General features: G+C 53.3%; 15 protein-coding genes. 9 read left to right on the forward strand and 6 right to left on the reverse strand.

Translation table 11 applies throughout. The features are described 5' to 3' along the window. Positions 1-33 precede the first annotated feature (33 nt). Positions 34-2,331: a GH92 family glycosyl hydrolase gene (locus P2W84_RS12640; protein ID WP_276090506.1), complete on the forward strand. Its 2,298-nt coding sequence runs from the start codon at positions 34-36 to the stop codon at positions 2,329-2,331. Here the strand turns inward: P2W84_RS12640 and P2W84_RS12645 are convergent. Then, positions 2,325-3,680 carry a sugar porter family MFS transporter gene (locus P2W84_RS12645; protein WP_276090507.1) on the reverse strand — a complete coding sequence of 452 codons (1,356 nt, stop codon included), beginning with the start codon at positions 3,678-3,680 and terminating at the stop codon, positions 2,325-2,327. The genes P2W84_RS12640 and P2W84_RS12645 overlap by 7 nt on opposite strands. 39 nt (positions 3,681-3,719) lie before the next feature. Beyond that, on the reverse strand, positions 3,720-5,546 hold the full coding sequence (locus tag P2W84_RS12650; protein WP_276090508.1) for a class I mannose-6-phosphate isomerase: 1,827 nt from the start codon (positions 5,544-5,546) through the stop codon (positions 3,720-3,722). 104 nt (positions 5,547-5,650) lie between these two features. Between P2W84_RS12650 and P2W84_RS12655 the strand changes: the two genes are divergently transcribed. Continuing rightward, the gene (locus P2W84_RS12655) at positions 5,651-6,385 is read left to right on the forward strand and encodes a GntR family transcriptional regulator (RefSeq protein ID WP_276090509.1); all 735 of its coding nucleotides are present in this window, start codon (positions 5,651-5,653) and stop codon (positions 6,383-6,385) included. On the opposite strand, the gene P2W84_RS12660 is transcribed toward P2W84_RS12655, so the two are convergent. The 4 genes from P2W84_RS12660 to P2W84_RS12675 all read right to left on the reverse strand — a co-directional run bounded on the left by P2W84_RS12660 (position 6,382) and on the right by P2W84_RS12675 (position 11,793). Continuing rightward, positions 6,382-9,528, reverse strand: coding sequence for a GH92 family glycosyl hydrolase (locus tag P2W84_RS12660; protein ID WP_276090510.1), 3,147 nt, complete (start codon positions 9,526-9,528; stop codon positions 6,382-6,384). The genes P2W84_RS12655 and P2W84_RS12660 overlap by 4 nt on opposite strands. Positions 9,529-9,638: 110 nt before the next feature. Beyond that, entirely contained in the window at positions 9,639-10,130 is a 492-nt protein-coding gene (locus P2W84_RS12665; RefSeq protein ID WP_276090511.1) for a metallophosphoesterase family protein, read from the reverse strand. 30 nt (positions 10,131-10,160) lie between these two features. Then, positions 10,161-10,988, reverse strand: a complete 828-nt coding sequence (locus tag P2W84_RS12670; RefSeq protein WP_276090512.1) for a PAS domain-containing protein — start codon at positions 10,986-10,988, stop codon at positions 10,161-10,163. Between the two features lie 85 nt (positions 10,989-11,073). Beyond that, complete coding sequence (locus P2W84_RS12675) at positions 11,074-11,793, reverse strand: hypothetical protein (protein ID WP_276090513.1); 720 nt, start codon at positions 11,791-11,793, stop codon at positions 11,074-11,076. 234 nt (positions 11,794-12,027) lie between these two features. Between P2W84_RS12675 and P2W84_RS12680 the strand changes: the two genes are divergently transcribed. From P2W84_RS12680 to P2W84_RS12710, 7 genes are read left to right on the forward strand one after another with little or no spacing between them, the layout of a single operon-like run. Further along, on the forward strand, positions 12,028-12,381 hold the full coding sequence (locus P2W84_RS12680) for an S-adenosylmethionine decarboxylase (RefSeq protein WP_276090514.1): 354 nt from the start codon (positions 12,028-12,030) through the stop codon (positions 12,379-12,381). A gap of 1 nt (position 12,382) precedes the next feature. Next, positions 12,383-13,684, forward strand: a complete 1,302-nt coding sequence (locus P2W84_RS12685) for a DUF4178 domain-containing protein (protein ID WP_276090515.1) — start codon at positions 12,383-12,385, stop codon at positions 13,682-13,684. Positions 13,685-13,691: 7 nt separating this feature from the next. Continuing rightward, on the forward strand, positions 13,692-13,865 hold the full coding sequence (locus P2W84_RS12690) for a hypothetical protein (RefSeq protein ID WP_276090516.1): 174 nt from the start codon (positions 13,692-13,694) through the stop codon (positions 13,863-13,865). 34 nt (positions 13,866-13,899) lie between these two features. Further along, positions 13,900-14,100: a DUF350 domain-containing protein gene (locus tag P2W84_RS12695; RefSeq protein WP_276090517.1), complete on the forward strand. Its 201-nt coding sequence runs from the start codon at positions 13,900-13,902 to the stop codon at positions 14,098-14,100. Positions 14,101-14,120: 20 nt separating this feature from the next. After that, entirely contained in the window at positions 14,121-15,629 is a 1,509-nt protein-coding gene (locus P2W84_RS12700) for a polyamine aminopropyltransferase (protein ID WP_276090518.1), read from the forward strand. Further along, positions 15,607-17,280 (forward strand): FAD-dependent oxidoreductase, encoded by a 1,674-nt coding sequence (locus P2W84_RS12705; protein WP_276090519.1) that lies wholly within the window; start codon positions 15,607-15,609, stop codon positions 17,278-17,280. The genes P2W84_RS12700 and P2W84_RS12705 overlap by 23 nt, the downstream gene beginning before the upstream one ends. Beyond that, positions 17,264-18,331 (forward strand): hypothetical protein, encoded by a 1,068-nt coding sequence (locus P2W84_RS12710; protein WP_276090520.1) that lies wholly within the window; start codon positions 17,264-17,266, stop codon positions 18,329-18,331. The genes P2W84_RS12705 and P2W84_RS12710 overlap by 17 nt, the downstream gene beginning before the upstream one ends. Positions 18,332-18,349 lie beyond the last annotated feature (18 nt).

Raw genomic sequence — 18,349 nt, forward strand, 5'->3', positions numbered from 1 at the left:
ATGTTTGTACATATTGAACTAAAATGAATCGAAATGTATAAACATAAATACCTGCTGCCCGCCCTGCTCCTGCTCTTTTCGTGTGCCAGCCGAAAAGAAAACCTGCTGCAATATGCCGATCCGGGGATAGGGACGGCACACAGCCGCTGGTTCTTTTATACGCCGGCCGCTGTGCCCCACGGGATGGCCAAGCTGGCGCCTTCCACAGACGGACATTACGGAAACCCCAGCGGCTGGGAGGCCGTCGGCTATGACGTCAGGCATAAGTCCATAGAAGGCTTCGTCCATTTCCATGAATGGCAGGTGGGCGGCGTATCGGTCATGCCTGCCACTGGCCCGCGACTGCTGGTTCCCGGCGACCTGGAAGACGCAGAGAAAGGGATAAAGAAAGGCTACCGCTCTCTTTTTGACCATACCGACGAGGTGGCCAAACCAGGTTATTACAAGGTATTCCTGAAAGATTACGGAATTACTGCCGAGCTGACGGCAACGGAGCGTACCGGATTTCACCGGTATACCTTCCCCGAAAGCAAGGATGCCAGGATCATCCTGGATATCGGCAACAAACAGGGCGAAAGCGGCGAGGTACTGGATGCAGGGGTCAGCATGACCGACGATACGCATTTCGAAGGTTTTGTGACGACCTATCCCGCCTACATCAGGAAATATGATCCCCAGGGGAAGATCAATATGTACTTCTACGGCGAGATCAGCAGGAAACCGGCCATTACAGGCGGCTTTAACAAAGAAGGATTCAAAGAGAACACGAGATCGGCTACAGGAAAGGGTGCGGGAATGTTCCTGGAGTTTGCGACTAAGGCCGGTGAAACGATAGAACTCAAGGTCGGCCTTTCCTATACTTCGGCGGCCAGCGCAAAGAAAAACCTGGAAGCAGAAGCCGGCACAATGAATTTCGACCAGGCCAGGGCCCGTGCGCAACAGATCTGGGCGCAGGAACTGGGCAAGCTCCGGGTAAGTACCGCAGACCGGGCCGCAAAGACCAAGTTCTATACCGGTCTCTACCATGCATTGCTCGGACGCGGCATCATCAACGATCACGGAACGCCTGACCGCTACAACACCGACGCGATCTGGGGCGCGTTCTGGAACCTCACCCAGTTATGGGCACTGTCCTATCCGGAACACTACAACCATTATGTACAGTCGCAGCTTGACGTTTACCGGCAGCGGGGCTGGTTTGCCGATGGGGTCAGCAATGGGCATTTCACTTCAGGCGTAGGCACCAATTTCGTGGGCCTGGCCATTGCCGGCGCCTATCAGTGCGGCATCCGCGACTACGATACGGCACTTGCCTGGAAGGCCATTAAGGAAAATGAAACCAATGGCCGCAACCGGCCGGTCGGCTCAGGCAAGCTGGATGTGGAGGCTTTTATCCGGCATGGCTATTCCCCTTTCCTGGAGGAAGACCGGACCGACTCAACAGGTTCGAGGTTTTCGGCTTCCCATACCATGGAATACAGCTACAGTGCCTTTGCGGCTGCCCAGATGGCGAAGGCAATGGGTAAAACCAGCGACTATGATTTCTTCATCGGTAAATCCAATGGCTGGAAGTTACTGTTCAACCCTGAAAGCAAACTCATCCAGCCAAAAACCGCAGACGGCCGTTTCATCGGTAAGTTTGACCCGATGGAGCCCTGGCGGGGCTTCCAGGAAGGAAACGCCGTGCAATATACCTTCTATGTGCCGCAGGATCCTGCCGGGCTGATCGGCGCCGTTGGAAAGGATACGTTTAACGACCGGCTGGACGGCATTTTTACCACTGCACAGCAAAACAGCTTCGGTGGCGGAAAGACCATCAATGCCTTTGCCGGCATCAAGGCCAGTTACAACCACGGCAACCAGCCGAACCTGCATGTGAGCTGGCTGTTCAATTATTCGGGCAAGCCCTGGCTCACGCAGAAATGGACCAGGGCCATCTGCGACGAGTTTTACGGGACAGAGACCATTCACGGTTACGGCTATGGCCAGGACGAGGACCAGGGCCAGCTGGGCGCCTGGTATGTCATGGCATCGCTGGGCCTGTTTGATGTAAAAGGACTTACCGACCTGCGGCCGGCCATCCAGCTGGGCAGTCCCTTATTCGACCGCGCAGACATCCGGCTGGGCAATGGCAAAAAACTGAACATCGTGACGGTCGGCAACAGCAAGGAAAACGTCTATGTACAGGACGCGAGCTTCAACGGAAAGCCGCTCAGCAATGCCTGGATCTACCGGGACGAGCTGATGCAGGGCGGAAAGCTGGTCTTCAGAATGGGCGCGAAACCCAACGAACGATGGGGCAGCCAGGTGCCGCCCCCCTCGGTTCAGTGACGCTCCTTCCAGAACGATTCGATCTCTTCCAGTGACCTGCCCCTGGTCTCGGGCAGCAGCTTGTATACCGTAATGAAGGCGATCAGGCAGAAGAAACCGAAGATCCAGAAAGTAGCCGCCGTACCTGCACCGCGCAGCAGCATCGGCGTAAGTTGGCCCATGATGGTGTCGGCTACCCACATCACCATAATGCTCAGTCCCATGGCCTTGCCCCTGACGTGTGTGGGAAAGATCTCCGATGCCACGACAAACTTCAGCGGCCCTATGGAAAAGGCGAAACAGGCCAGGAACAGGATCATGCTTGCGATCAGCAGGATGCTTCCCGTCATTCCCTGCCAGAACAGTACGCCTGTCAGCAGCAAGCTGACCGTCGCACCCAGCGTCCCCGCGATATACAGTGGCCTTCTGCCCCACTGGTCTACCTTCCAGATGGCAATGAAGGTGAACAGCAGGTTGGCGGCCCCAAAGACGATCTGACCCATAAAGGAACTGCTCAGGGCGATCCCCGCGTCGCTTAGGATCGACGGTCCGTAGTAAATGATGGCATTGATGCCGCTCAGCTGGGAAAACAGCGGCAGCAGGATACCGAGCCACAAGGCTTTCCTCAGCCCGGGTGAGAACAGGTCTTTATAGCTGCCCTTTTTTTCCGCCGCCTGTACCGCGTCTTCGATACCGATCTTCGCCAGTATCTGCTTTCCCTCGGCTATAAATCCCCTGCGGATCAGCCAGCGGGGGCTTTCAGGGACGAAAAACAGACCCACCAGGAATAAGGCCGCCAGCAGGATCCCTACACTGAACATTCCGCGCCAGACTTCATCTGCATAGATCAGCCCGGCCAGCCCGGTCATGGACCGGTGTGTTTCCGAAAAGCTGAGCAACAGGGAATTGCTGATATAGGCCAGCAGGATGCCAACGGTGATCGCCAGCTGGTAACACGTAACCAGGCGGCCCCGCACAGCGGCGGGCGCGATCTCTGAAAGGTACAGGGGCACCACGATAGAGGCAATGCCAACCCCTACACCCCCGGCCAGCCTTGCCGTGATCAGCAGGCCGAGCGAATGTACCAGGGCGCAACCAGCGGCCGAGCCCAGGAACAGCAATGCGGCCAGGAACAACAGCTTACGCCTGCCCAGCCGGTCACTGAGGTCGCCCGCAAAAGCCACTCCGGCAATACAGCCTACCAGCGCAGAAGAAACGAACCAGCCCTCCTGCGCGGCGCTCAGCGCAAACTGCTCCCGTACAAAGGGCAATACTCCGGAAATAACGGCCATATCAAAGCCGAAAAGAAGACCGCCCAGTGAGGCGACCACCGTGACCAGCCCCAGGTAAAATCGATGAGATGCATTCATAAAGTCAATATCTGGTTAAATAAACTTACACAAAAAGGGCTACATGCCGTACCCGTCCTTCACAAAGGAACGGACCACCTTCGCCCTGCCCGCACCGTAGTTCAGGAGCTTATAGCTTCCCGCAGCGGCAGGTACGATAAAGGTTTCGGCATAGTGATACCTCTGGACAGGCTGCCCTGCAATGGCTACGCCGACCGACGCACCTTCTACCAGCATGAGCACATGACAGGCATCGTTCGTCAGGTTGTCCGTTTCGGTATCGAATTCCATACGCTCAACGGCGTAAAAATGGTCGGGGTGGGTACTCAGGCTGACCAGTTCCCAGTCACTGCCCCTGGCCGTTACCTCCTGCTTCGAAATGAGCTCTTCGCGGACCGCGTCGCCCTTTCTTTCGAAGCGCAGGTTATGGAAGGCGTGGGCGATGTTGATCGGCCTGGGGTTTCCGTTCAGGTCGAGCGACAGCCAGTCGTACATCTTAAAGGTAAAGATATATGGAGTGGCACTGATCTCCAGCACCATATTGTTTTTTCCGGAACTGTGTACCGTACCGTTGGGGATCAGGAACAACTCATGCTTGCGCGAAGGGAATTCCTGCACATAACGGGTGACTTCGAGCGGCTCTTTCCTGGCCTGGCTGTCTTCCAGCGCTGTCCTGAAGGCTACCGGGTCAATGTCCTCCCGGAAACCGAGATAGACCTTTGCATCAGGCTTACAGTCAATGATATAATAGGTTTCATCCTGGGTGATCTGCTCACCGAAATGCGCCCGGATATATGGCTTCGAAGGATGGCATTGTATGGACAGGTTGCCACCGTCGAAAGTATCCAGGAAATCGAAGCGGATCGGAAAATAAGGCCCGAACAGCCCGGCATGTTTCCCGAGCACATTTTTGTATTCGTACTGCATCATCAGGTCGAAGCTCAGTTCGAGCAGGTTGCCGTCGCTTTCCAGCACAATACCGTTTTCGGGGGTGATGAGCTCAAAAGACCAGGCATAATTGACCTCATCGGTATTGATGCCCCTCAGGTGCTCCTTCATCCACTGGCCGCCCCAGGAGCCTTTCTCGAACCAGGGCCTGGCCCTGAACGCCGAATGGCCAAGCCTGCTGAGCGCCTCCCGGAGACCATTTGCCGGCATCCAGCTGATGTCATCTCCCTGCTGCGCATCGGCAAATACGCTGATACGATCAAGTAAGGTACTGCGGTGCTTGTCCAGCACCACCCAGTCTACGAAGTAGAAACGCTTATACATTGCGGTAGCGGCTTCAGGGCGCGTTTTCCCGAGGTTGGTCACCGATCCCGCGCGCATACGGTACTGCAATTCATTTTTGGGCAGTTCCAGGTAAATGACCGGCGCGTCCCAGCCGCACAGCGCCGCACCCGGCCCGACAACGATGTTCAGGTCTGCCCCGCTGCCGGAAACAACCGATGTGATGGAACTTTCGTAAAAATCTCCGAGCTCAAGGCCTGTGCGTGTGCCCCATACGTCTTCCGGCGCACCGAGAAACGGACCAACCATTTCATCCAGCAATGCTTCCGCCTTCAGGTGGTCGCGCACATCATGCCAGTTGACCTTCAGGCCCTTTTCCGCAAAGTGCAGTCCCAGGGCATGCCTGATCTCGTCATAAAATACACCTGCATAGCCGTCGATGACCAGCAGCGGATGCCGGGCGGCCCAGTCTGCCAGTGTATCAAAACCACGGAAGATCTGTCCCTCCCCCACTGCAAAATGCGGAAAGTGTTCATAGACCGGTTCTGTTTCCCCCTGTTGTTCCAGGCGGGCCGGGAGTAAAGGCTGGCTGCTGTCCCGCCATTTTCCGGCCGTTATGTTCGCTGTAATATTTTCCGTGCTTTCTGTCTGCTGCATGATCTGACCCTTATCTGATTATCAATATGTACATACATACAAACATAATCATTTGGGCCACCTGTACAAATTAATTTTCATAATATTGTGTAAGTAAACAACCAATGAAACTGTCGCTAAACCATAAAAGCCCTATTCCGCTGCACATCCAGGCCGAAGACCTGCTGCGCCGGATGATCAAAGACCCTGAATTTCAGAATGGTAAACTGCTGCCCAATGAGGTCGATCTTGCCGCACAGCTGCGCATCTCCAGGACTACGCTGAGACAGGCCCTGAACAAACTGGTCTATGAAGGGCTCCTGGTCAGGAAAAAAGGCGTGGGCACCAAGGTCGCCGATACCGCGGTCAGCTCAAAATCTGCCAACTGGCTCAGCTTCTCGCAGGAAATGAAGGCCAGGGGCATTCCCATCCGCAACTTTGAACTGCACGTCAGCTGGGCCTATCCCGAGGAAGCGGTAACTGCCTTTTTAGAGGTGCCCGCAAACCAGAAGCTGCTGAAAGTCGAACGTCTCCGCGGCCGTCCGGAAGGCCCCTTCGTTTACTTTGTCTCCTGGTTCCATCCGGGCACCGGGCTTTCGGGGGAAGAAGACTTTAAAAGGCCCTTGTACGACATCCTCGAACAGGACTACGGGATAGTGGCCGAACTTTCCCGGGAAGAGATCAGCGCAAGGGGCGCAGACAAGTTCATTGCCGGAAAGCTGGAGACAGAAACCGGGAGCCCTGTACTGTTCCGGAAACGCTATGTCTACGACCAGGACGGACGCCCCATTGAATACAACCTGGGTTATTATAAGGCGGACAGCTTTGTATACAGTGTCGAAAGCCGCCGCGCCACCTAAAGCCCCCAGTCCTTATTGGGTACCGGGCCCATTTCCAGCACGAGGGAACCGCCCTTAAGCAGTTCAGCAGCAGGGAACTTAAAGGAATTCAGTGGTTTTCCGTTCAGCACCGCGTTCTGCACAAACTTATTGTCCCTGGAGGCATTTTTCGCCTCAATGACAAACGACTTCCCGCGGCCGTACTGCATGCCCAGATCGATGGTCACCTTAGGGTACAACGGACTGGCGATCTCATAGACCGGCTCCGTACTGCAGCCGCCGTCTGTCTGGAACAGGCCAAGCGCAGCCATGATGAACCAGGCGCTCATCTGTCCCTGGTCTTCGTCGCCCAGGTAGGCATTGGCCAGCCCGTACCCGTAATAGCGCTCGATGATCGCACGGCTCCATTGCTGGGTCAGCCATGGGCGCTTCACCCAGTTGAACAGGAAGGCAAAGTGCATGGACTGCTGGTTGCCCTGGATCACCGGGTAGTCCCAGTACTGGTCACCGGGCGCATTAAAGCGCAGCTTATTGCTCTCGGTAAAGCCCCAGGTCAGGCGGTCAATGAATTTGTCCGCTCCGATCTCCCTGGCCAGCGCGGGAACATCCTGCGGCACAAAATAGGTCAGCTGCCAGGCGTTCCCCTCTACATAATGTTCGTTGGCGCCCGACTTGAAGGGGTCGAAATCCGGCATCCAGCTCCCGTCAGACTTGCGCAGCCTGGCATAACCGGTTTCCTTGTCAATGGCGTTGCGCCAATAGCCGCCCCTTTCGGCAAATACCTTTTCATCTTCCTTTTTACCCAGGGCCCTGGCCATCTGCGAAACGGTCCAGTCGTCGTAGGCATACTCCAGTGTATTGGAAAAACGTCCCTTGTCATAAGGCACGTACTTGTGCTCCAGGTAAGGAATCAGGTCCCGGTTGCCCGCATAGCCCAGCCCAACCTTCTGGGAAGGGGTGGTCTGCATTTTTTTCATGGCCTCAAAGGCTTTTTCCGCATCAAAATCGCGGATCCCCATCTGATAAGCACTTACCATCAGCGGGATCTCATGCTCGGCGACCATGACCGGCACGTAGTTCATTCCCGCAGGTCCTTTGGCCAGCCAGCCATTGGTATTGTACATGGCCAGCTGCGACTTTACCCAGCGGGAAGACCATTCCGGGGTAACCAGATTCCAGAACTGGTTCAGGTTCCAGAAGGTGTTCCAGAAGGCATCGCAGCCCAGCGCGAGCTCACCGGGTCCTTTCAGCTGCTGTACTTTCTGGAATGCATCGACCCATTGCCCGTTGAGGTCACTCCAGGTGTTCCTGCTGGCCAGCGCACGGTACATATTACTGTAGAACCGTACTTTTTCCCGCCGGTCTGCCGTCTGTATCTTTAACCTGCCGATCAGTGCGTTCCAGGCCCTGAGCTGTCCCTGCCGCACCTTTTCAAAGCTCCAGCCATAAGGCACTGCGATTTCCTCCCGCAGGTTCATGGCCGCGTTTTCCAGGCTCACGAGCGAGATGCCGGTACGTACCTGGACGACCGGGTTTTCACGGGTATCGAACTCTACCCAGGCGCCTGCATCTTTTACCGCGCCTGAAGACACGATACCGGTCTCAGCTGTCTGCCCGTTGGTCCAGGTACCGAACTTCCGGATGGGGCGGTCAAACTCCATGACGAAGTGTATTTTATAATCCTGGTTCACATCACCCGACCAGGCACCCGGCGTAAACTGCCTGCTGATGCCCTCAATACGCCGGTCGCTTACCTTTCGCAGCGTTACATCCTTCAGGTCATACCGGTATTCGGCAGGGATCTGAAGATCGATCATGATCCTAGAATCCGTTCCTTTGGGATAAGTATAGCGCTGGAAGCTGCACCGTGTGGTCGCGGTCAGTTCTGCCTTGATGCCGTAATCCTTCAGTACCACCTCATAGGCCCCCAGGGGAGCTTTCTCCGTAGCCTTATCGATCTGGGAGCGGTAACCCCCGTCTTCACTCCGCTGGCCACCCATCCTGAGCTTCAGCGGCCCGTTGACCGGCAGGGTGCCCAGGCCGGCCATTGTCCATTCGTGGATATGGCTGAAGGTGCCGATGCTTTCGTAGATCGGGTCATACCCGGCCTGCCATCCTGCATCCTGGTTGTCCGGGCTTAGCTTGACCATGCTGAACGGCATCCAGGGTCCGGGTGCGATCATCCAGCGGGAATGGGCCACCCCCATTTTGGTATCTACATAACCGGCAGGCGTCTCCGGTATACCCGGCGCCCGCCGTACGGTGCCGGATTGGAGCAATGCCCCGTCCGCATAAACTTCATATTTACTTTGCCTCGCTGTCTTTACTGCAGGCATCGGGACCTCAAACTGGTATCTTGCTGTATCCAGACGCTGGCTGAACACCTCTTTCCCGTCAAGCTTCACGCTGAGTACCGGCTTCCCGGCCAGGTGCTCGGCGTCGACGATCAGTGGCTGGAAGCGGCTGCCTTCCCGCTCCAGTTCATAACCCGCGGCAGCAACATCGCGAAGGAACACCTTTCCTGGCCTGACCAGCTTCGTACCGGCAGGGCCGGTCAGTTTTACCTGGTCAAACACCAGCCAGCTGCCTTCTATGCTGGTCATCCGGATTTCATTACCCCCTTTCCTCAGCAATCCTGCAGGCAGCGGGATCTCGACCAGACACTCCCGGGCACCGGACAGGTCCCCTGCTATGGTATTGTCCTTTTCCTTTTTGGGCAGTTTGTTCAGGAAAGACCTGCCGTTGACGGTAACTTTGAGCCAGGGCGGCGTGGGCTGCTGATAGCCCAGCAGGTCGATCACCAGTTTCCAGTTGCCGGAAGCCGGTTGTGCCTCCAGTCCGAAAAGGATATTGGCATTGTGCGTGCGCGTACCGGCAGTCGGTCCTGTGCCTGCCCAGCCATCACGCGGGCCGGGCAATACATACGGCCAGTCTTTCTGTGCATCTGAGTACCCGACCAGGAAGTACCGGTCTTCCCAGCCATAGTCCTGATGCAGGAAATCCTTATATCCGGACGGGGCCAGCGCCATCCCCTCACTCTTATTGTCGTTCTTTCCGATTTCCCAAAGGGTCCGCTGTGCCAGTGCATGGCCTGCGGACAGCCAGGTAAAGATAAGTATGCCTGCGCCCTTCCAGAGGCTCCCGTATAAATTGATCTTGTTCATATCCGGATATATTTGTACATACATATTTAGGTAAATATTTCCATACTTGGTAAATAATCTGGATTTTTCTCCTGGAAACACTCTTGACAACCGGAGTATGTAAATACATACTAGCGTTTGCCGGTCTCGATCACTTCCAGGTTGCGCAGGCGTCCATCTGCCACATCAAAGCGGACAAGCGTCTTTACTTTATGCCAGCCCGAATTACCGGCCGCACCGGGATTGATGTGCATGCAGCTGATCTTCGGGTCGAACATGACCTTAAGGATATGGGAATGTCCGGTGATGAACAGTCCCGGCGGGTTGGTATAGATTTCGGGCTTTACCTGGGGTGAATATTTTTCGGGATACCCGCCGATATGCGTGATCCAGACGTCCAGTCCTTCGATGCTGAACCTCAGGTGCTCCGGGAATACGGCCCTGACCTCGCCGCCGTCGATATTGCCGTAGACACCCCGCAAAGGCTTGAAATCCGCCAGCGGGCCTGCTACCCCCGCACCGAAATCACCGGCGTGCCAGATCTCGTCACAGGACTCAAAATGCCGGAATACGGCGTCGTCAAGGAAACCATGAGTATCGGAAAGCAAGCCTATTTTTACCATGCAGCAAACGTAATCATTTTCGGTGCAAACTCAGGACGGCCGGTTTGCCGTATGGTCGTTGATCCTGTGGATCACTTCATCCAACTCTCCGGCCACCTTGCCCAGGTCAGAAATCAGCTCCGATATCTCGGGCGGTACATTGGCCTTGTCCATTTCAAAAATACGGACGATCCCGAGTATCCGGGCCAGCGGCCCCCTCACCTCATGTGACTGCATACGGGCAATTTCCTTCAGGCTCTCAATATAGCCCAGCCTTTCGGTAACATCCTGCGCAATGCCTTCATAGAAAAGAGGTTCCCCATCCTCACCGGTAATCGTTGTTGCCTTTTGCTGGATCCACTTCACTGTTCCGTCCTGGAGCAGTACCCTGTGGAGAAATTCATTTTCCACCGGCTGAGGCGTGTTCAGCATGGCTGCATCCGGAAACAAATGCCGGTCCTGGGGATGTACCGACTTCAGCAGGGACGCATAATCCGGCTTGTAATCTTCCTTTGAGAATCCCCAGATCCGGTAAACTTCGTCACTCCAGTACAACTGATGGCTTTTCAGGTCCAGCCGCCAGTAACCAAGCTTCGCGATTTTCTGTGCAGACAACAGCTGCCGTTCATGATCCCTGAGGCGCTGCTTGCTGGCCTCCAGCCTGTTGATATAGGAATCCATCTTCCTGTACTGCCTGCCCAGAGAAACGAATAAAATCAGAGAGGTCAGCACCACGAAAAGAGTGCCTTTATACGTTTGGATGACATCTGCCTTTTCCGGGTCGAACAGTGCGTCGATCAGCCGGTCGCTCAATACAATCCATACAACACCTGTGAAAAGGTATATGAGTGTTACGCTGATGGCATTGCCCGACTTCATGTATTATCCTTAAGCATCTAATATAAGAAAAAAGATGAAGCTGCCAAGAGAAAAAAGATCGCCGCGGAAGCCATACCCTTAAGCATCAGGACGGGACATAAACCGCCGCTATGATGGCAGAAGGGTTGCATGATTTGCTGTTCAGCATGGTCTGGAATCCCCCTGCCCTGGCGTAATAATTCAGCTCGAAGGCCACGACCGTAAGACGACCAGATTTCGCTTCAACAACCCATTGCTGTGCGGGCACGTTAGCCTCATCCTTGTCAATTTCCAGCTGAAAATACCTGGATGCCCCCTCCTTCCTGGTAAGCAGGTCTATTTCGATCGCTTTTACATCCATCAGACAGCCCGTCGCTCGCCATGGGAACCTCATGTCCGCACCAGGTTTAAACTCCGGCAGGCCGATCGTCAGTTCCTCTCCCTGTACCTGCACGACCGGCTCCACCCGGAAATAGTTTTTGAGGGGCGAATGTATATTGTACTCAAAACCCTGCAGGCGATGGAAGCTGCCTTCACGGAAACTGAATGTCTTCGTTTCTTTGTCAAAACATTGCCGCATCGCTTCCGCTACCTCTGTAACCAGCCGGTTGACCATTGCCCCGTCATAGAAGTTTTCAGGGCCTGTGTATCCGCGGATCAGCCGGGCAAGCGTACTTGACTGTCCGAACAGACCGGCACTTTGCTTTGTAGCCGCAGTCTGCCTGGGATGAAATGATTTGATTTGCAGGACCGTTTTGTCGCGCCATTGTTTTATCGTGACCTTGCCGAGGAGCCCGGTAAGGTTCTTTCCTTTCAAAATTGCCATAATTCAGTTTTTATCTGGTTAGTTAAAATACCGGCGCGAATATACAACAATAAGGGGTATGCTATTACTGAGAACATCTTGGCAGCATACTTACAGCATGTTGAGTCCACGTTTTTTCCGTAAAAACGTGGACTCAACGTGGACTCAACACGGAGGGAACATGGAGGGAGTGGTAACCTGGGTACTACTTTGCATTTCTTGATTTTTTTCTATTTTAGCAGCAAATCTAAGTTAATGCTTTACAAACCCGGCTTGCACATTTTAGCTGAATTTACCAGTGACCGTGAGGCGCTGCTTTCTGCATCTGAACTATCAAAAAACCTTTTTGACCAACTGATCTCAGCACATGGCCTTCAAAAAGTAGGAGAAGTGTACCATGATTTTGAAGGTGGAGGATTTACCGGAGTGGTCTGCCTTACAGAGTCTCACCTTTCCATTCATACCTGGCCGGAATTTAGCCTGGCAACCTTCGATGTGTTCCTTTCCAATTACAGGAATGAAAATTCGGAGAAAGTCAGGCAGATTTACCGGGATGTGCTTGAGTTCTTCAGCGGCGTTGAAATAAAGTGCTCAGAATTACAAAGGTAATATGTCTGCGATCGCTTTAAATGATTTTCCGGAGCCGGAAACCGTGGATTGCCCCGATTGCAAAACCGAAATCATCCTGCATGATCCTGCGGGCAGCGAATACTGCGTTTGTCCGGGATGCAGTTCGCTGATCAGATTCACTCCCGGCGATATCCCGCTGATCCAGAAACAGGCTCCAAAACCAAAACTGAACCCCGTGCTCGCTATCGGCGACACAGGAACCTTTGACGGCCATCGCTTCAAGGTGATCGCTTATATGGAAAAGAAGGAAAAAGGCACAACCTATAGCTGGAGGGAGTACCTGCTGTATAATTATGAAAAAGGCTATGCCACCTTTGCAGAATACGATGGACATTGGAACTTTGTTGCCGGAAAAGAATTTTACCCTGAACTGAGTAACCTGAAGGATCACAATCTGGACGCAATAACTTTTCAGAACCGGCAATTCCGGCTGTTCAACAAATATACGGTCGTGCTGACCGGGCGGGCAGGCGAATCCGACTGGGACCCCTTGCATGAAGTCATTAAAACAGCGGAATTTATCACGCCACCCGGAATCCTTTTTAAGGAAAAGGACCAGAACCGGAATGTCGCGTTTTACCTGGGGCGTTATGCAGAGCCCGAAGAAGTTGCAGAGGCATTCGGGAAAGATATTGCAGTGTTCCCTTCGCGGGTCGGGATAGGTGCGAACCAGCTATCCATACATCAGAAGCGCTGGAATGCAGTGTATGAACCAGCGCTCATCGGCATCCTGGTGACCGCGTTGATCGCGTTGCTGACCATATTTTTCAAACCTTCCACAACAGTACTTTCGGGTAATTTCGGACTGGATACCGACACCACAAAAGCCGAAACATTCAAGCCTTTCACTACCCCTTCTTTCGAACTGACAGATGCTTCGTCTTCGCTTGATTTCCACATAGAAGCCAATATTGACAACAACTGGGCGGAGAGCACGGTAGTGCTGGTCAACGAACAGGATAACCAAACCTGGGAGGTGACCGAAAGCATAGAATATTACTATGGCTATGAAGACGGCGAGCGTTGGTCTGAAGGTTCGCGGGATGCCAAAGTGCTGATTTCGGCAATACCGGCGGGAAAATACCACCTGAACATCTACCCTGCTTCCGGAAATACTTTGCAGAATACGATGCGGATCACTGTAACCGCCAATACGCTGATATGGCGAAACCTGCTGGCAACCATCATGTTACTCGCCTTGTACCCGGCTTATCTCTGGTACCGCATGCGCAATTATGAAAAACAACGGTGGATGAGCAGCGACCATTCACCATCTTATTAAGATAACAATGCAAAAAATAAAGACTTTACACATTTATACTGCGTTTGCCATTATTGTTACCTGCTATTACGCCTATACGGCATGGTATGGGATCGCTTACTGGGAAAGCAGCGAAGTAATACGCAATACCGAATATAACAGTAACCGGGTAAGGGGTGCGCATTCTTTTTATCACAAGTAAAATATCGAATATGAGCTTATATGAGTTAATCAACATGAAGTACATAGTGGCTTCTGTACTGTATTCAGTGATCGGTATCCTGATCCTGCTGATCTCCTTCTGGATCATTGAGCGGATCACGCCGGAAAATCTTTGGAAAGAGATCATTGATAAGCATAATATTGCACTGGCTATCGTATGCGCTGCTTTCATGATTTCAGTAGCCATCATCATCAGTTCCGCCATACACGGTTAAGGGAGCGCAAATTCTGCTGAATGAACAAAAAACTGCACACGCTGCTGCTGATCTCTGTCTTCGTAGTAGCCACCTGCGGGCTGATCTACGAGCTGATTGCCGGTACCCTGGCCAGCTACCTGCTGGGCGACTCGGTGACGCAGTTCAGCACCATCATCGGGGTGTACCTGTTTTCCATGGGCATCGGCTCCTGGGCATCGCGGTATTTCGAAAAACACATCATTACCTGGTTCATCCAGCTGGAGATCCTGGTCGGTCTGGTCGGTGGAACAAGTTCGACCATCCTCTTCCTGGTATTTGAAAGTGTGGCGTCTTTCCGCATCGTCCTGTACAGTCTGGTCGCGGTTACCGGGATTCTCGTCGGTCTGGAAATACCGCTGCTGATGCGCATTCTAAAGGACAGGTATGAATTTAAGGACCTGGTGTCTAAGGTTTTTACCTTTGATTACATCGGTGCCCTTCTGGCATCGCTGGTGTTCCCGCTACTGCTCATCCCCCATCTCGGTCTGGTTAAGACTTCCTACCTGATCGGCATCCTGAATGTTGCCGTGGCACTCCTGGTATGCTTTACTTTCAGGAAGGAAATCCGTGCAGCAGCCTACCTTCAGGCCGCCGCGGTGATCTGTATGCTTGCCCTTGGTACCGGGTTCATATTTGCCGACGTAATTACCAGTTTTTCAGAGCGGCAAACCTACTCGGATACGATCATTTACTCAAAGAGCACGCCTTATCAGCGCATTATCCTGACGAAAAAAGGAAAGGTGCTCCGCCTGTTCCTGAACGGTAACCTCCAGTTCAGTTCAGACGACGAATACCGTTACCATGAGGCTTTGGTGCATCCGGCACTGCAGGCTTTGCCAAAGGCCCGTAAAGTATTGGTCATGGGCGGAGGTGATGGTTTAGCCGTCAGGGAAATATTGAGGTACCCGAACATTGAACAGGTAACCCTGGTTGACCTGGACAAAGGTATGACCGATCTCTTCCGGTCAAACCCCATGCTGCTTGAACTCAACAACCGCTCGCTGATGTCCCGGAAGGTGAAGATTATCAATGCGGATGCATTTGCCTGGCTGCGCGCAAACCGGCAGCAGTTTGACTTTATGGTGGTAGACTTCCCTGATCCTTCAAATTATTCCGTAGGTAAACTGTACACGAATTCCTTTTATACGCTGGCCAGATCGGCGATGGCCCCCGGGGCAATTATGGTCGTACAGGCCACTTCTCCTTATGTAGCACCAAAATCCTTCTGGACAGTAGACAGTACTTTGCATTCCACGGGCTTGCATACGGTACCTTATCACAATTATGTGCCTTCTTTTGGTGAATGGGGCTACATCATGGCCATGGAAAAGCCGTTTTACAGAAAGCCCGAAAAATACCTGCCTGAAACCCGGTTTATGAGTCCGGAAAGCTTCGAGCAGATGCTGTTTTTTCCAAAGGACATGGCAAAGCGACCAGTAAGTGTAAACAGGCTTAACAACCAGATTTTGGTGAAGTACTTCGAAGATGAGTGGAGCTCGGTTTTATAAGCAGGAGAACCGGCGATGGCTGCCTGGAAGAAGATCGTTCCTGATCAGGTCCGCTGTACTGATATCGGCCATTTTTCTGGATGGATGTATCCGAAAATTCAAGCCCCCGGGCTATACGGTTCCCGGAAAACTGGCCGGCCCGGACCAGCGCTCCGGGCATATTCTTCGCGACAAGATTGCGCTGCCACCTCCGTCCGGAAGGCGCAAGGTGAAAACACTGATCATCGGTGGCGGGATTTCAGGACTTTCCGCCGCGCGGTGGCTGAAGTTGAATGGACATGATGATTTTGAACTGCTGGAACTGGAGCATCAACCCGGGGGCAACTCGCGTTCAGGGCTGAACAAGACATCCGCGTACCCCCTGGGCGCACACTATATTACGATTGCCAATGCGGAAGACCGCCTGATGACAGCATTTCTGGAGGAATGCGGGGTGATCAGGGCTTATGAAAACGGACTTCCCGTGTATAATGAATATCACCTCTGTTTCGATCCGGAGGAACGGCTGCTCATTAACGGTCAATGGCAGGAAGGGCTGGTACCGGAGTTCGGGATCAGCGACGCGGATCGCAGGCAGTTCAAAAAGTTCTTTGGGCTGATGGAGCATTTCCGGCAAGCCAGGGGTAATGACGGGCGCTATGCGTTTGACATCCCTTTAGATGCGAGTTCCAGGGACGAACGTTACAGGCGGCTGGACAGGATGAAATTTACAGAATACCTGAATGAAGCAGGTTTCCATGCGGAACCTCTGCTGTGGTACCTCGATTATTGCTGCAAGGACGATTACGGACAGCAGGCCGGAAAGATATCGGCATGGGCGGGTATCCACTACTTCGCGTCCCGGCGGGGAAAGGCGGCCAACGCAGATACCAACGCGGTGCTCACCTGGCCCGAAGGGAACGGCTGGCTATCGGAAAAGCTTGCAGGCGGCCTTAAAACACACATCAGGCAACGGCAACTCTGCTACAAGATGAGTCCGGAGGCGGATGGCGGCGTTAACGCCTGGGTTTATCATGCTGAAAGCGGTTCGACGGAACTGATCTGTGCGGAACGCGTGATCCTGGCCACTCCTCAGTTTGTAAACCAGAAGCTGCTTGCCGGTTTCCCGGATCGAAAGCTGGATATCAGAAAAATGAATTATGCCCCATGGTTTGTGGCAAATGTTACGGTCAGCGGGCTTCCGCAACGAAGCAAGGGCCCGGATCTTTGCTGGGACAATGTGGCTTACGGATCGGATGCCGTAGGCTATGTGAATGCAGGACATCAGTTGCTGAAGCGGGACGACGGGCGTACGGTATTGAGCTGGTACCTTCCACTTTGTAAGGAGCAGCCTCGTGTTGCCAGGCTGACGGCCTATACCAGAAGCTATGAACAATGGCTCGACATCATTTTGCCTGACCTGGAATTCATGCACCCGGGCATTACCCCATTCATCGAAGAGGTTGAATGCTGGGTCTGGGGCCATGGCATGATCAGTCCGGTGCCCGGTTACATCTGGGGCGATGACCGTGGCCTGGCCAGCCAGCCCCTGAATGGCAATATATTTTTTGCCCATACAGACCTCAGCGGGATATCGATCTTTGAGGAGGCCTTCCACCAGGGCATCCGGGCAGCCAGAGAAGTATTGCAGAGTTATGGAAAGAAAGACTGAACAGCCCTGGCTGCATTCCGCAATGCTGGACGGCGTCTTCATTTTGTCGCCACCCTTTATCGCCCTGGCACTGGTCGCTTTCCTGCCTTCTGTTTTCCAGTCGTCCGGGGAGATTCCTTTGATTTACTGGCTGGTCCTGGTGGTCTTCATTGATGTGGCGCACGTATACAGTACCTTGTACCGGACTTATTTCAGATCCTCAGAATTCAAAGGATTTTTGCTGATGGCTGTCCCATTGTGCTGCTACGTCAGCGGTGTAATACTCCATAGCCTGAATGGCATGCTTTTCTGGCGTTGCCTGGCCTACCTGGCGATATTTCATTTCGTAAGACAACAGTATGGCTTTATGCGCCTCTATTCCAGACACGAGCGCTCCCGTCCCTGGGAACGGCTGACTGACACGGTTGCCATTTATACGGCAACCCTCTACCCTTTGCTTTACTGGCACTTTGAAGGAGGCCGCGCTTTCAGCTGGTTTATTGAGGATGATGTATTGAGTTTTCCCGCACTACACATAGCAGCGATATCTCGTGTACTTTATTTTGCCGTGATTCTGGTTTACGTGATGAAGGAACTTGCAGCTATTGCCAGGACAGGCAGGTTTAACTGGCCGCGCAACCTGCTGGTGGCAGGAACCTTTTTATCATGGTACTTCGGCATTGTATTCTTTAACGGGGACATGGCTTTTACGACACTGAACGTGATCTCGCATGGCATACCCTACATGGCGTTGATCTGGGTCATGGAAGCGAAAAAAAACCGGTCGGAACCGGCAGGAAAACGTCTGCTCCTGGACATCACTTTCAGACGCACCTGGGGCCTGGTGTTTTTCGTATTCCTGCTCGCCCTGCTGGCGTATTTAGAGGAAGGTCTTTGGGACGGTCTGGTCTGGAAAGAACACGGCAGTGTTTTTAAATCGTTTTCAGGCCTTCCGCAAATCGACGATCATTTGCTGCTTTCTCTAGTGGTGCCGTTGCTGGCGCTTCCACAAGCAACACATTATGTTCTGGATGGCTTCATCTGGAAAATAAAAAAGTCACCTGTCCAATAAAAGTCTTATATTAACGGT

The sequence above is a fragment of the Pedobacter sp. JY14-1 genome, from assembly GCF_029269825.1.
GTDB lineage: Bacteria > Bacteroidota > Bacteroidia > Sphingobacteriales > Sphingobacteriaceae > Pedobacter.

Excerpts from the sequence above, each read along its gene's own strand:
- P2W84_RS12670 (WP_276090512.1), bottom strand. The coding sequence starts at position 10,988 with ATGAAGTCGGGCAATGCCATCAGCGTAACACTCATATACCTTTTCACA.
- P2W84_RS12690 (WP_276090516.1), top strand. The coding sequence starts at position 13,692 with ATGCAAAAAATAAAGACTTTACACATTTATACTGCGTTTGCCATTATT.
- P2W84_RS12675 (WP_276090513.1), bottom strand. The coding sequence starts at position 11,793 with ATGGCAATTTTGAAAGGAAAGAACCTTACCGGGCTCCTCGGCAAGGTC.
- P2W84_RS12665 (WP_276090511.1), bottom strand. The coding sequence starts at position 10,130 with ATGGTAAAAATAGGCTTGCTTTCCGATACTCATGGTTTCCTTGACGAC.
- P2W84_RS12650 (WP_276090508.1), bottom strand. The coding sequence starts at position 5,546 with ATGCAGCAGACAGAAAGCACGGAAAATATTACAGCGAACATAACGGCC.
- P2W84_RS12655 (WP_276090509.1), top strand. The coding sequence starts at position 5,651 with ATGAAACTGTCGCTAAACCATAAAAGCCCTATTCCGCTGCACATCCAG.
- P2W84_RS12680 (WP_276090514.1), top strand. The coding sequence starts at position 12,028 with ATGCTTTACAAACCCGGCTTGCACATTTTAGCTGAATTTACCAGTGAC.
- P2W84_RS12640 (WP_276090506.1), top strand. The coding sequence starts at position 34 with ATGTATAAACATAAATACCTGCTGCCCGCCCTGCTCCTGCTCTTTTCG.
- P2W84_RS12700 (WP_276090518.1), top strand. The coding sequence starts at position 14,121 with ATGAACAAAAAACTGCACACGCTGCTGCTGATCTCTGTCTTCGTAGTA.
- P2W84_RS12660 (WP_276090510.1), bottom strand. The coding sequence starts at position 9,528 with ATGAACAAGATCAATTTATACGGGAGCCTCTGGAAGGGCGCAGGCATA.
- P2W84_RS12705 (WP_276090519.1), top strand. The coding sequence starts at position 15,607 with ATGAGTGGAGCTCGGTTTTATAAGCAGGAGAACCGGCGATGGCTGCCT.
- P2W84_RS12710 (WP_276090520.1), top strand. The coding sequence starts at position 17,264 with ATGGAAAGAAAGACTGAACAGCCCTGGCTGCATTCCGCAATGCTGGAC.
- P2W84_RS12685 (WP_276090515.1), top strand. The coding sequence starts at position 12,383 with ATGTCTGCGATCGCTTTAAATGATTTTCCGGAGCCGGAAACCGTGGAT.
- P2W84_RS12645 (WP_276090507.1), bottom strand. The coding sequence starts at position 3,680 with ATGAATGCATCTCATCGATTTTACCTGGGGCTGGTCACGGTGGTCGCC.
- P2W84_RS12695 (WP_276090517.1), top strand. The coding sequence starts at position 13,900 with ATGAAGTACATAGTGGCTTCTGTACTGTATTCAGTGATCGGTATCCTG.